Here is a 14,088-nt window from a genome sequence, read left to right as displayed (position 1 = left end):
CATCATTTTTGCCAACGCATCCAGAAGCTACTGACTGACACGTCGGGCGTGGACGATTGTCGACGATCTGGGTCCCAGAGACGAAAGGCCGGTTTTGGCCGATCAGCGACCGATGCCCCGCACGCTTGAACTCGCACGCGGCAAATGAATATGCCGATCGACCTGTCTTCATTCTTCGTCGCCTGGACCACGTATATGGCGAGCGCAATCCGCCAGTCAGGGCGGCCACGATCGACAACGCCGGGTAAGCCCGGACGGTGCTGCCCCGTTGCGCCGCGTTAGACTATTACCAGGTGCATTTTTTGCGGTTTGGCAGCTGTCAAGGAGACGCCGCCATGAATCGGCCGCTGATTCGATCCCCCCTCCACGCGATCGGCAGGGCGTCGGTCGGGCAATGGCTCAAATGGCTGAGCGTGGTCTCCTTTCTGCTTGCGCTCGCGACCGCGGGGCGCCTTGCTCAAATTGAAATCAACACCTCCCGGCTGCAGGCGCGCTACCTGACCGGACTGGGGCGCGATATCGCCTTTTCCGTCGCCGATGGCGCGAGCAACAGTATCCGGTTTCCTGCGAGCGGCCCGTACGACGTGCGCCTCGGCTATGCCTCGCTGCCGACCTTTGAACAACGCCTGACTGCGCGCGGTTTTGCCGTCACCGCTCAGGCGCGCGATTCCGCCAGGATGGTGTCGCTGGCAGACGACGGCCTGTTCCTGCCGTACGACGAAAAGGATCAGGGCGGCCTGCTGCTTTACGATGCGAGCGGCACCCTGCTTTTCGGCGCGCGGTATCCGGATCGGGTCTACGGCAGCTTCGACGCGATTCCGCCACTCGTCGTCGACGCGCTGCTCTTCATCGAAGACCGCTACCTGCTCGACCCGGACCAGCCGAACCGCAATCCGGCGATCGACTGGGGCCGATTCAGCCTTGCGCTGTTCGATCAGGGTATGCGAGCGATCGACAGGCATCAGCCGACGCCGGGCGGCAGCACGCTCGCCACGCAGATCGAAAAATTCCGCCACTCGCCGGGCGGCCGCACCGCGACGCCGCTGGAGAAGCTGCGGCAAATCGCCTCGGCGTCCGTGCGCGCCTATCTCGACGGACCGCAGACACTGACCGCGCGTCGGCAGATCGTCGTGCGTTACCTCAACTCGGTCCCGCTCGCCGCGAAACCCGGCGTCGGCGAAATCAGCGGCATCGGCGATGGTCTGGCGGAATGGTACGGACGCGACTTTGACGAGGTCAACCGCATCCTGAAAGAGCCGGCTTCCGCCGAATCGCTCGACACGCAGGCGCTCGCGTTCAAGCAAGCGTTGTCACTGATGATCGCGCAGCGCGCGCCGTCGCGTTTCCTGCGTTCCGGGAACATGGAACTCGACCACCTGACCGACAGCTATCTGCGCCTCCTGGCGGCCAACGGAATCATTTCGATGTCGTTACGCGACGCCGCGCTGGCGGTGCCGCTCGAACTGAATCGCGCGCCCGCGGTTCGCCCCCCGGTGTCGTTCGTGACGCGCAAGGCCGTCACCGGGCTGCGCGCCCATCTGCTCGCCACGCTCGGCGTCTCGAGCTTCTACGACCTCGACCGGCTCGATCTGACTGCAACCGCCACACTCGACAACAGGGTCCAGCAAGCGGTCAGCGAAAGGCTCGCGAGCGCCGACACACGCGAGGGCGCACGGGCGGCCGGCCTGTACGGCTTCGAGATGCTGCGCACCCAGGACGATCCGTCGAAGATCGCCTACAGCTTTACGCTGTTCGAGCGTCGCGACGGGGCGAACCTCGTGCGGGTCCAGACCGACAGCGTGAACCAGCCGTTCGACATCAACCAGGGCGCGCGCCTGAACCTCGGATCGACCGCCAAGTTGCGCACGCTGATCACGTACCTGCAGATCGTCTCCGCGCTGCATGCGCGTTATGCGTCGATGAGCGTGGCGCAACTACACGATGTGAAATCCGACAAACAGGATATGTTGACGCGCTGGGCGCTCGATTACCTGTCGCACACATCGGACCGCTCGCTGAGCGCGATGCTCGATGCGGCAGTCGAGCGCAAGTATTCGGCGAGTCCCGGCGAGACCTTCTACACGGGCGGCGGCGCACAGACGTTCAATAACTTCGAAGCGAGCGACAACGGCCGCATCCTCACCGTGCATCGCGCGTTCCAGCATTCGGTGAATCTGGTCTTCGTGCGGCTGATGCGCGACATTGTGCACTACGAGATGGTCCAGACCGCGGGGCCGTCGTCGCAATGGCTCGACGATCCGGCCACACGCCATGCTTATCTCACGCGTTTTGCCGATCAGGAAAGCCGCGTGTATATGCATCGTTTCTACACGAAGTATCAGGGCAAGACAGCCGATGAAGCGCTCGCGATCCTGCTGCATGACGTGCGCAAGTCGCCGCCCAAGGTCGCGACCGTATTGCGCAGTGTTGCGCCTGATGAGCCGCAAGCGTGGTTCGACGCGCGGATGCGCGCCGCGCTGAAGCGCACGCCCGCGGCAACGCTGTCGTCCGACGATCTCGCAAAGCTCTCCACGAAGTATGGCATCGAGAAATTCAGTTTGAACGATCGCGGCTATATCGCGAGCGTCCATCCGCTCGAACTGTGGACAGTCAATTATCTGCGGGACCATCCGCTCGCGACTGAGAGCCAGTTGCAGGAGGCGAGCCGCGCAGTGCGTTTCACTGCGTATTCGTGGCTCTTCAAGACGCGCTACCACGGGACGCAGGATCGGCGCATCAAACGCATGGTCGAATTGCAGGCCTTCGCCGAGATCGGCAAGTCGTGGCGCGCGCTGGGCTATCCGTTCGCGACGCTCACGCCGTCGTACGCAGCGGCGATCGGTGCGTCGGGCGACCGGCCTTTCGCGCTCGCACAGCTCGTCGGCACGATTGCGAATGGCGGCAAGATGCTGCCGACGCAGACGTTTGCCGAACTCGAGTTCGCGAAGGACACGCCCTATGAGACGCGTTTCAGGCGGGCAGCGACGACGCCGCGCACGGCGTTGTCGCCGGAGATTGTCGATGTGGTGCACGGCTTGTTGCGCGACGTGGTACTCGGCGGCACGGCGAGACGCCTTGCGACCGGCATGACATTCCCCGACGGACAGACGCTCGGCGTGTATGGAAAGACGGGAACGGGCGACCAGCGCTTCAATGTGTTCGCCCGCGGCGCACGTCTGATCGAGTCGCGCAAGGTCAACCGGACAGCGACTTTCGTCTTCGTGATCGGCGATCGCTTCTTCGGCACACTTACCGCCTATGTGCATGAGCCGTATGCAGCGCACTACGCTTTTACGAGTGCGTTGTCGGTGCAGTTGCTGAAGTCGCTTGCACCGGCGCTGCAGCCGTTGCTCGAGGACGACAGGAATTCAGCGATGCCAACTTCGACGGGGAGCGGAGGATAGACCTACAGCTCGCCACCTGCACCGGCGGCCGGATACGTCGTGTCGACTCCGACCTGTCGTCGGCATCTCGCGAAAGCTGATCTCCGTTAGCCTGCCGGCGGCATAACGAGGACTTGTGGATCCCATCTAACAAGATCAAGATTGTGCTGACCGAGGATGCTCGCGCTTCGGTCCAGGATTCAGGCGTTTGACCGGTTCGACGTGAATAAATTTAGGGAGAACCCCTATGAAAGCTCCGGGTCATATCCGCACCGTTCGTCGTCGCACGCTGCTCAAGGGAGCCGCGGCTGCTGCAGCGTTGCAGCTCGCCTCGCCCTTCATCATCAAGGCACGTGGCGAGACACCGCTGCGCATCGGCATGGTCGATCCGTTGACCGGCGTTTATGCTGCAGTTGCACAGAATGAAGTGACGGGCGCCAGGCTCGCCGTGCAACAGGTCAATGCCAACGGCGGCATTCTCGGGCGCCCCATCGAGCTGCTGGTAGAAGACTCGGCGAACGACGTCGGCACCGGCGTGCAGAAGGCGCGCAAGCTGATCGATCGTGATCAGGTCACGTTTCTTATCGGGGACGTGAATTCCGGCATCGCTCAGGCAATCGCCCAGGTCAGCAACGAGAAGAAGGTGTTGCACATCGTCTCGGGCGGCCACACCGACACGATCACCGGCAGCGATTGCAAATGGAACGTCTTTCGCGTCTGCAATACGACCAGCATGGAGGCCAACGCGGTCGCCGACCTCCTCTTCACCAGGTACGGCAAGAAGTGGCATTTCATTACGCCGGACTACGCCTTCGGCCATACGTTGCAGAAGGCCGCGCTGGCGGATCTGGAAAAGCTCGGCGGCACGATGACCGGCAACGAGCTCACGCCGCTCGGCACGACCGATTTCTCGGCCTACCTGATCAAGGCGCGCGCCGCCAACCCCGATGTTCTGCTGGTGCTGCCGCAAGGTTCCGACATGGTCAACTGCCTGAAGCAGATCGCGCAGTTCGGCATCGGAAAGCAGATCCACGTTGCCGGGCTTCAGCAGGAGCTCGAATCGCTCGAGGCGATGCCGCCGGAGGCGCGGGTCGGCATCTGGATGTTCGAGTGGTACTGGAAGCAGCCGGGTGTCCCGGGCGTCGAGAAGTTCGTCGCCGACATCCGCAAGATGAATGGCGGCAAAGTCCCCACTGCACGCCACTGGTTCGGCTACACGTCGGTTCATACGCTCGCCGCGATCGCCAACAAGGAAAAGAGCCTCGATGCGAAAAAGCTCGCCGAGGCGCTCGGCGGGTTCGAACTCGCGGACGACGTCAAGCTGCAGCCCAACAAGTGCTACTACCGCAAGGGAGACCACCAGTTGATGACCTCGTCGTTCGTCGGCGAAGCGCTGTCTCAGCCAGCGGGCGACCCGGAGGATCTGTTCCGTGTCGAGCGCGTGGTCGCCGGTGACAAGACTGCGCCGCCCGAGGCTGCGACCGGCTGCAAGCTGCAGTGGCCGGCCTGATCCCGAAGACGATGTCCGCGCGGTCGTGCCGGAAGCCATTCCCATGACCCTGACACGCGTGCGTGACAACACAGCGGCCCAGGCTGCCCGACGCGGCTCGTGCACGGGTTGCGTCAGGACATGAGCGGCCGATGACTCAACTACTCCTTTTCAACGTCACCAACGGGCTGATCATCGGGGCGTTTTACGTGCTGATGGCGCTTGGCCTGTCGCTCATTCTCAACTTGAGCAACGTGATCAACTTCGCCCATGGCGGCTTTCTCGTGATCGGCGGCTACATTGCCTATACGATCACGCCGTATGTCGGGTTCTGGGGTGCGTTACTGATCGCGCCGGTATGCACGGCCGTCATCGGTCTCGCCGTTGAGCGGGTGCTCATCCGGCGAGTCTATGGGCGCGATCCGCTCTACAGCCTGCTGCTGACGTTCGGCCTCGCCTTCATGATCGAGGACGGTACCCGCTTCATCTGGGGTGCGCAGGGCAAGCCCGTGACCGTTCCGCCCGCGCTGGCTCGGCCCTTGAGCAACGAACTCTTCTTCATCACCGGCTACCGCCTGTTCATGGTCTGCACCGTGACCATCGCGGTTGCACTGCTCTTCATGCTGTTGCGCTACAGCCGGCTCGGCATACGCATCCGGGCCGGCACGCTTGACCTCGAGACCGTCGCGGCGCTCGGCATCAATGTGGGCAGGCTGCGCGCGCTCAATTTCGCCGTCGGCATCTTTCTCGCCGGTCTGAGCGGCGTGCTCGCCGCGGGCCAGCTTGGGCTGGAGCCGACGATGGGAACAGGCCTCCTGATGCCGAGCTTCATCGCCATCATTGTCGGCGGGGTTGGCAGCCTCACCGGCACGCTGCTCGGCGGCTTGCTGATCGGCGTCGCCTCGGGCATCACCGCGGTGTTCCTCCCCGCGGCGAGCGAGGCCATCATGTACGTGCTGATGGCCGTAGTCCTGCTGATCCGACCGCGCGGCCTGCTCGGCGAAGAAGGCATGATGACATGAGCGAATACCTCCATCCTCCCCGGCTGCTCGTCATCGCAGCACTCTGGGCAGCGCTCTTGCTGGCGCCCTACTGGATGCCGCTGCTCGGCGGCTATACCGCGCTCGGCACGCGTGTGCTCGTGCTCGGATTGGCAGCCATGTCGGTGAACTTCCTGCTCGGCTTCACCGGTGTGCTGTCCTTCGGACACGCGGCGTATTTCGGACTCGGCGCCTATGGCGCCGGCCTCGCACTCAAGTTTCTCGCGCCGAGCACATCGCTCGCGCTGCTGTGCGGCACGCTGCTCGGCGGCATTGCCGGCACACTGCTGGGCGCGCTCATCGCACGGCGACGCGGCGTCTACTTCGCGATGGTCACCATCGCCTTCGGGCAGGTCTTCTACTACATCGCCTTCCAATGGAGCTCCGTCACCGGCGGCGACGACGGGTTGCGCGGCTTTTCGCGTCAGCCGCTCGATCTCGGCGTCGCCCGGATCGACATCCTGTCGAACGCCAACGCGTTCTACTACTTCGTGCTGTTTTGCCTTGCGCTGGCGATCGGCGTGATGGGTTTCATCCTGCGCTCCCCGTTCGGGCGCACCATGATTGCGATCCGCGAAAATGAGCGGCGTGCGCGCTTTCTCGGCATTCCCGTCGATCGGCATATCTGGATCGCCTTCACGCTGTCCTGCTTCTTCATGGGGTTCGCCGGATCACTCTACGCTCTCCTGAACAACTTTGCCGATCCGCGCGGGCTGCACTACAGCCAGTCCGGCGATTTCGTGATGATGGCGGTCATGGGCGGCATGCGCAGCTTGTGGGGGCCGCTGCTCGGCGCCGCGGTATTCGTCGTGCTGCAGGATTATCTTTCGAGCATCACGGTCAACTGGATGTCGTTCGTCGGCATGCTGTTCGTCGCGATCGTGCTGTTTTTCCCGCGCGGGCTGCTCGGCTTCATTCAGCGCAGGAGCGACTCATGAGCGTGCTCGAAGTCAGGCGCGTCAGCAAGCGCTTCGGCAGCCTGGCCGCGGTGCGCGACGTATCGCTCACCGTCGAGAAGGGCGAGCTGCGCGCTGTCATCGGGCCGAACGGCGCCGGCAAGACTACCTTTTTCAACCTCATCAGCGGCTTTTTCCCGCCGAGCCTGGGAGTGATCGTGTTCGATGGACTCGACATCACGGCGCTTCCTGCATATCGGCGCGTTGCGGCCGGCATCGCCCGCACGTTCCAGATCACCGAGATTTTTCCCGAACTGACTGTATTCGAGAACGTGCGCATCAGTGCGGAGGTAACGGAGGGTTTTCGCCTGCGCCCATGGATCAGCAGCACCGAGCGGACGCGGGTTCGTCGTCACGTCGAGGAGACGCTCGAGCTCACGGGTCTTGGCGACAAATCGCACCGGCTGGTCGGAGAGCTGCCGCACGGCGACCAGCGGGTTGCCGAGATCGCGATGGCGCTGGCGCTGCGGCCGCGCCTGTTGCTGCTCGACGAGCCCACCGCTGGCATGGGCGATCAGGAGACTCTCGAGATTACGCAGCTGGTGCGCCGCCTGCATAGCGACGGCAATTTCACCATCGTGCTGATCGAGCATGACATGCGCGTGGTCTTCCATCTGGCCGATCGAATCACGGTGCTCGACCAGGGCAGCCTCCTCGCCGAAGGCTCGCCAGAGGAGATCGCGTCCAACGAGGCCGTACAGGCCGCCTACCTGGGCAACACAGCATGAGCGCCGCACTCACCGCCGAAGGGCTGCATACCTACTACGGCAAGAGCCATATCCTGCATGGCGTTTGTCTGGAGGTTGCGGAGGGCCGGATCACTGCATTGCTCGGTCGCAATGGAGCCGGCAAGACCACGACCTTGCGTACCCTCGTGGGTTTGACGCCCGCGCGCCAAGGGCGCGTGACGATCTTCGGAGCGGATAGCACCCACTGGCCGACCTTCCAGATCGCCGCGAGCGGCGTCGGTTACGTGCCCGAGGGGCGAAGAATCTTTGCCAACCTCAGTGTTGAGGAAAATCTGAAGGTCCCGCTGGAGCGCGGCGGACCGTGGACGATCGCGCGGATCTACGAGCTGTTTCCACGCCTGGCCGAGCGCAAGTTCAGCCGCGGGCGCCTGCTCTCCGGCGGCGAGCAGGAGATGCTATCGATTGCCCGCGCACTCCTGCTCAATCCCCGGCTGCTCATTCTCGATGAGCCATCGCAAGGCTTGGCCCCGCTGATCGTTCGCGAGGTATTTCGAGTCGTGTCGCAGATGCGCGATGAGGGGATTTCGGTACTGCTGGTGGAGCAGAACGCACGCATGAGTCTCGAGATCGCAGACGATGCTTACGTGCTGGACGATGGCGGCATCGTCTATTCGGGAGATGCGCGCGCGCTCGCCGCCGATGAAAGCCGGGTTCGAGCCCTGACCGGTGCCAGCGCGGAGCAGTGAATGCCCTCATAGCTGGCTTGTCATCCTCGACGGCACCGCTGCAGAGTCTGCTCCTCGCCGCGATGCAATGGACACTGCCCCCTGGATCCGCACGCTCCTGATACCGATTGTCGACGCTGTTGGTCCGACTACTACCGGTTGTCCAACGTCGACTGCCGGACGACGAGGACAGGGATCTGACTGTGCGTCAGGACCTTCTGGGTCTCGCTGCCGGGCAAAAACGCCCGCATGCCGCTTCGACCGTGGGACGCAGTGACCCGCCTATCCGCTGCGACCACATCCTGCCGGGCGGCATCGAAGTCACGCTTATGGTCGTCATGGGGCAGATGAAGAATTCTCGCGGCATCCATATGTCTGCCGCTGATCCCGTTTCGTTCGTTCCATGCAGCGACGACGTGGGGGCCGGTCACAGGAACCGTCAGAAGCCGGTGTTAATATCTTCGCAGTAACGCTGATCAAGTCCTTTTCGCTCCCCGCGAAGCGTTGTCGTCACGTGGCCATCCGAGAAAATCAGGTACTTGTTCAGCGTTGCCTTAAAGCCCACCTCGCCGATACCCCGCCTCGGACGATCGTTCGAATTTCCACTCAGCACCTTCGTTCAAAGGAACAAGCAGTGACCCGATCGCACTCGCCGGCGCATTTTGACGCGTCCGGCGATGAACGGCATCGACGTATCGTGGATGCCGTTCATGACCATGGCTGGTCCGAACAGGACAATTTTCTTCCACCGGATTTGACGCTCGCGCTGGCGTTGGAATGTGCGGCGCTTGCGGCGACGGGGATGCTCACATTGGCGCGTGTCAGCCAGGGCGCGGCGAGTTCGCTCCAGCCCGATGTGCGCGGCGACCGGATTCAGTGGCTGGAATCGGGCCAATCCGAAGCCTGCGACCGGTATCTCGCGATTGTGGAAACGCTGCGTATCGCGTTGAATCGCGGGCTTTTTCTGGGACTCGATGAATACGAAAGCCACTTCGCGTTCTACGCGCCGGGCGCTTCGTATCGGCAACACCGCGATCGATTTCGCCACGACGATAGCCGCACGGTGTCCGTCATCGTCTATCTGAACAGGGACTGGCTGCCTGAGCACGGCGGCGCGTTGCGACTGCATCCAGAGGGCTTGAGCACACAGGACATCTCGCCGGTCGGCAGCCGGCTCGTGGTGTTTCTATCCGCCGACATGCTGCACGAAGTATTGCCCGCGACGCGCGACCGCTTATCGCTCACGGGATGGTTCAGACGCCGCTCGTGATCTCGCTGGCGTTTTCACGCCTGCGCTCACTGCAAACCGCTAGCAACGCCAGACATTCGTTACTTTTACACGATCGCTGATCGCAGCCGATATGCGAACGCTCAGCCAAACCACGGCGGCATATCGTGTTTTACCCGAGAGTTGACAGGAGATCGCCCGCATCTACTATGTCCCTTAAGGGACGCGTGCAGGAGGTGTGCGCATGGATGCACCGAACAAGGAATTCGTGCTCGTGGGCAGCCTTGAAGCGCTGAAGGCGGAGGGACGGCTGATTGTGCAAGGTGGTCATCGTCCGATCCTCGTCATCTACGACCGCGGGCGCGTCTTCGCCCTCGACAATCGTTGCCCGCACATGGGCTTCCCGCTCGAGCGCGGCAGCGTCGAGGACGGCATCTTGACCTGTCATTGGCACCACGCCCGCTTCGATCTTGAAAGCGGCTGCACCTTCGACCTATGGGCGGACGATATACCCATCTGCGCGGTCGAGGTACGCAATGGCGACGTTTGGGTAACGACCACGTTTGGTCATCCCGATCCCGCGGCGCACTGGCGTCAGCGGCTTGCGGACGGCCTCGCACATGACCTCGATCTCGTCATCGCCAAGGCCGTGCATGGTCAGCTCGCGGCCAATGTGCCGATGGCCGAGACCGTGCGGCAGGTGGCGCTGTTTGGGGCGCAGAACCGCGACGGGTGGGGCGTCGGTCTCACGATACTGACGGCGCTGGCCAATCTCTTCCCCTTCTTGCCAGAGGAAGAAGCCTATCTTGCCCTGTTTCATGGTGCGCGCCGCGTGGCGGCGGACTGCGCCGGCGAGGCGCCGCGGCGGGAACGTGCGCCGCTTGGAAGCCGGCCGGAGCCGGCCGCACTCAAGCGCTGGCTGCGTCTTTGGACAAGTGTGCGCCATCGCGAAGCGGGCGAGCGCACCCTGCTGACGGCGATTGCGGCCGGTGTCTCGCCAGCTGTGCTTGCCGATGCCCTGCTCTCGGCCGCGACCGAAAGGGCGTTTGCCGACACCGGTCATTCGCTCGACTTCATCAACAAAGCCCTCGAGTGCCTCGACCTGATCGGTTGGGACCACGCGCCAGCTTTGCTGCCTGCTATCGTCGGCCAGATGGTGGCCGCCCGTGGCGCGGAGGAATCGACCGCCTGGCGCCAGCCCGTTGATCTTGTTGCGCTATGCGAGGAATCAGCCAGCCAGATGCCGGAACTGTTCGCTGCCGCGCGCACCTTGTGTGGATGGTCGCACCACGCGGCGCTCGCCCGAGAGCTGCTCGGAGACGATCCAGCGAAGATAATTGATGCGCTGAAGGCGGCGATCCGCTCAGGCGCAACTCCTGCTGACCTGGGACAATCGCTCGCTTACGGAGCGGCGCTGCGGGTGGCCCGCTTCGGCAATGCCAACGAGCACGCCGACTGGGATACGGCGCACCACGTCTTTACCTACGCTAACGCGGTCCACCAGATGCTCAGGCGGATCGGGACTGCCGACATCGACGGTTACGTCACGGCCGTGCGCGCCATAATGCACGGAGCCATGGCGCTCTACCTTGCCCGCTATCTGAATGTGCCGCCGGCCCGCATCCCAGGTGAGGACAGCGAGCAACTCGACGACCTCCCTGCCGATGTTGAGACGATCCGCGCCGCGTTGCTCGATGCCTTCGACAGGCAGCGACAGGTTGATCTTGCCGCAAGGCTGGTGGCGCGACATCTCACGCTCGGCCATTCGCCACAGGCGCTGATCGCCACGCTTGCGCTTGCTGTGCTGCGCGAAGATGCTGGCTTCCATGCCTATCAGATGCTGGAGGCCGGAGTCCGGCAGTTTACCGCGTGGGGTAATACTGGCGAGGCCCGGCACGTCCTCATTGCGGTCGCCCGCTATCTCGCCGCCCATTCACCGACCGAACGCGGGGCGCTGCAGACGGCGGACATCGCCCGGCGCTTGATGCGGGGCGTCGCGATCCATGAGGAGGTTGGGGAGTCGTGACGACGCGTGCCGGTGATCGATGCCTGCTTCGGTAGTCGGCCCTTACCGCACCTTCGCCTCGCGAGAAATTACCCGCTCGAGGGCCACACTTGCCACCCCGAACCGCCAGTTGGCACGTGAACGCTCATCCACTTCGCGGACCGGCGGAAAGCGCTGCTCGGGCTGGGGTCTAGCGCGTTTGCCTGTACTGGAAACGCGAACAGCTCAACCTTTTCCGCAACTCGCCGATATACCGCTCGAACGCAGCGTTGAGTTGGACAGACGCGACACCTACTGGAGCGGCGAGTGAACAAGGACAGTTTCCTGCGCCGGGCACGCTTCGAAGACGACCCTTCCCGATCGAAGAATCTTCCAGCCCATAGCGCGCGTGCCAGCACGACAAGGATGGCAGCTACAGGAACCATCAGTCGGTCCCCATGTAAAGTCCATCAGGTTGCCAACGCTGCGAGCATGGGCCAAACCGCAATTCCCCGATTCAGGTGCCTCAGGAGGGCACGCTTCATGATCATGAAACGAATCTATGCCACGTTCCTCGCCACACTGCTGATCGCTACGCTTGCGCCGGAGTGCCAGGGACAGTACACCACCGACTGGGTGGCGAACACATTTGGGACCAACGCTACCCGCGTGGGTAGCGTCGCGCGCTCCATGTGGATAGCGCCCGAGGGTGTCATCTACACGGCTTCCATGTGGGACGAAAACGAAGGTGGTGTCGCGATATACCAGAACGGCCAAAGCCTGGGGTCCATAGGAGGTCACGGCGAGTTTCAGGGCAGCGCCATTACGGGTAATGCAACTTCGATCTTCGCCGCTCTGCAATTTAATACCACTTACGGCAGCGGCACGGTGGGGCGGTACAACCGAACCACTCGAACTCGCGACTTTCTCATTCCGGTCAGCACGACAACGACAGAGCGGCGGGCTGATGTAATCACGGGACTCGCGACGTCGGGCTCGCTCCTTTATGCGAGCGACTTTCCTGGAAATCGCGTCCGCGTCTATACCACCGACGGCGTCTGGCGGCAGGATATCGCCGTCCCAGGCCCTGGCGCGCTCGCGGTGGACAGCGCAGGAAACATCTGGGTTGCGCAGAAGAGTGCGGGCGCGATCCTCGAATTCAATCCGGCCGGCGTGCTCGTGAACACCATCCAGACGTCCGTCGCCTCTCGACCGTCCTCGCTGTATTTCGATTTGTCGACCGGGTGTCTCATGATCGGCGACGAGGGTCCCGACATGAACATCAAGATCTATAACATTTTGGGCATTCCATTTCTGGTCAGTACATTTGGCATTCAGGGGGGATATCTCGATACAACAACGGGAATCAAAGGCCAGGTTGGCGACAAGCGTTTTACCCGCGTCACCGGCATCGGCAAAGACGCCGCCGGCAACCTGTACGTGCTCAACAACCCGTGGGGCGGAAGCTGGGACCTCGGCCGCGACGGTGGCACCGATATTCACTCCTACGACAGTTTTGGCCACCTGCAATGGAAGCTCCAGTCTCTCAACTTCGAGGGGGTCGCCGCTCCGGACCCGGGTACTGACGGCACGTACTTCTATGGAGGCACCAATATCTACACCGGCACCGCGGGGGGAACCTTCGTAGCGAACACTGTCGATCCGATCGACTATCCATCCGATCCACGCATCAACATCAACGATCACTCACGGGATGAGCACTTCGGTCAACTTGCCACCGTCGGCGCCAACCGGATCCTCGTGGCGTCGGGCCAGAATCCCGATACCTTCTACTTCTTCCACTTCAATGCTGCGAATGGCTACATCGCAATACCGGACGCCACGCTTCCAGGTACGGCGTTCAATACGACCGCACCGGTCAGGGACGGATTCTGCCTCGACAGCAAAGGGGAAGTCTGGGCCGGTTTGGACAAGACGAATGCCATCTGGCACTATCCGCTGACCGGCTTCGATGCCAACGGTCGGCCGAGTTGGGGAGCAGGAATTGCAACGCCCATTCCGCCCACGATCACGCCATTGACGCGGATCATCTACCTGCCGGAAAGCGACACGATGATCCTGGCACAAGGCGTTGTCGGGAGCACGGACTGGACATCGATCGGAACGCGGATCGAGGTGTATCACGGCTGGCTCGCAGGCAACACGACCGTTCCCAATCCGGTGATCAACCTCACCAGCGCCAATCCCAAGTCGATCACGGCGGCCGGCAACTATCTCTTCGTCGGATACGTACACACCGTGCCCAACATCGATGCCTTCAATCTGACCACAGGCAGCCTGGACACCACGTTGATCAACAGCAACCCCAACACCGTGTACGTCGGCAATGATGTGGATTCGATGTACGGCCTTAGATCGTACCGTCGGTCGACCGGGGAGTACGTGGTCACGAAGGACAACTACAACGGGGCCAGCGTCATCATTTATCGCTGGACACCCTGATCAACGGTGCTCGCCGCGGCTACGCCCCCGGCGAGCACCTCACGTCATGTCGACTTATTGACGTTGTTTCTTTCCACAGGCAGCGTTCGACCGGAAAATCCGCCGCGGTCTTCCGGACCGCTAGCCGCTGA

General features: G+C 62.7%; 9 protein-coding genes and 2 pseudogenes. 10 read left to right on the top strand and 1 reads right to left on the bottom strand.

Annotated features, from left to right (window positions below):
- Positions 1-335 precede the first annotated feature (335 nt).
- The 6 genes from P3T16_RS04810 to P3T16_RS04785 all read left to right on the top strand — a co-directional run bounded on the left by P3T16_RS04810 (position 336) and on the right by P3T16_RS04785 (position 8,303).
- The gene (locus P3T16_RS04810) at positions 336-3,404 is read left to right on the top strand and encodes a transglycosylase domain-containing protein (RefSeq protein ID WP_429341372.1); all 3,069 of its coding nucleotides are present in this window, start codon (positions 336-338) and stop codon (positions 3,402-3,404) included.
- A 226-nt stretch (positions 3,405-3,630) separates the two neighbouring features.
- Entirely contained in the window at positions 3,631-4,893 is a 1,263-nt protein-coding gene (locus tag P3T16_RS04805) for an ABC transporter substrate-binding protein (RefSeq protein ID WP_429254456.1), read from the top strand.
- 131 nt (positions 4,894-5,024) lie between these two features.
- Complete coding sequence (locus P3T16_RS04800) at positions 5,025-5,894, top strand: branched-chain amino acid ABC transporter permease (protein ID WP_429341371.1); 870 nt, start codon at positions 5,025-5,027, stop codon at positions 5,892-5,894.
- Entirely contained in the window at positions 5,891-6,850 is a 960-nt protein-coding gene (locus P3T16_RS04795) for a branched-chain amino acid ABC transporter permease (RefSeq protein WP_429341370.1), read from the top strand. The genes P3T16_RS04800 and P3T16_RS04795 overlap by 4 nt, the downstream gene beginning before the upstream one ends.
- Positions 6,847-7,596 carry an ABC transporter ATP-binding protein gene (locus tag P3T16_RS04790; RefSeq protein WP_429341369.1) on the top strand — a complete coding sequence of 250 codons (750 nt, stop codon included), beginning with the start codon at positions 6,847-6,849 and terminating at the stop codon, positions 7,594-7,596. Before P3T16_RS04795 ends, P3T16_RS04790 begins: the two co-directional genes overlap by 4 nt.
- Positions 7,593-8,303, top strand: a complete 711-nt coding sequence (locus P3T16_RS04785) for an ABC transporter ATP-binding protein (RefSeq protein ID WP_429254453.1) — start codon at positions 7,593-7,595, stop codon at positions 8,301-8,303. Before P3T16_RS04790 ends, P3T16_RS04785 begins: the two co-directional genes overlap by 4 nt.
- Positions 8,304-8,434: 131 nt before the next feature.
- Here P3T16_RS04785 and P3T16_RS04780 read toward each other — a convergent pair.
- A pseudogene (locus P3T16_RS04780) lies at positions 8,435-8,569 on the bottom strand (universal stress protein); the annotation flags it as partial.
- Here P3T16_RS04780 and P3T16_RS04775 point away from each other — a divergent pair.
- The 4 genes and pseudogenes from P3T16_RS04775 to P3T16_RS04760 all read left to right on the top strand — a co-directional run.
- Positions 8,570-8,668: pseudogene (locus P3T16_RS04775) on the top strand (IS6 family transposase); the annotation flags it as partial.
- A 17-nt stretch (positions 8,669-8,685) separates the two neighbouring features.
- Positions 8,686-9,552 carry a 2OG-Fe(II) oxygenase gene (locus P3T16_RS04770; protein ID WP_429341368.1) on the top strand — a complete coding sequence of 289 codons (867 nt, stop codon included), beginning with the start codon at positions 8,686-8,688 and terminating at the stop codon, positions 9,550-9,552.
- 202 nt (positions 9,553-9,754) lie between these two features.
- A complete protein-coding gene (locus P3T16_RS04765) occupies positions 9,755-11,536 on the top strand; it encodes a Rieske 2Fe-2S domain-containing protein (RefSeq protein WP_429341367.1) in 1,782 nt (593 codons plus the stop codon).
- 501 nt (positions 11,537-12,037) lie between these two features.
- On the top strand, positions 12,038-13,957 hold the full coding sequence (locus tag P3T16_RS04760) for an SMP-30/gluconolactonase/LRE family protein (RefSeq protein WP_429341366.1): 1,920 nt from the start codon (positions 12,038-12,040) through the stop codon (positions 13,955-13,957).
- The last annotated feature ends 131 nt before the right edge of the window (positions 13,958-14,088 follow it).

The sequence above is a fragment of the Paraburkholderia sp. GAS42 genome, from assembly GCF_050436565.1.
Lineage (GTDB): Bacteria > Pseudomonadota > Gammaproteobacteria > Burkholderiales > Burkholderiaceae > Paraburkholderia.
The sequence above is the reverse complement of the archived record's forward strand: the minus strand, read 5'-3'. Positions and strand labels throughout refer to the sequence as shown.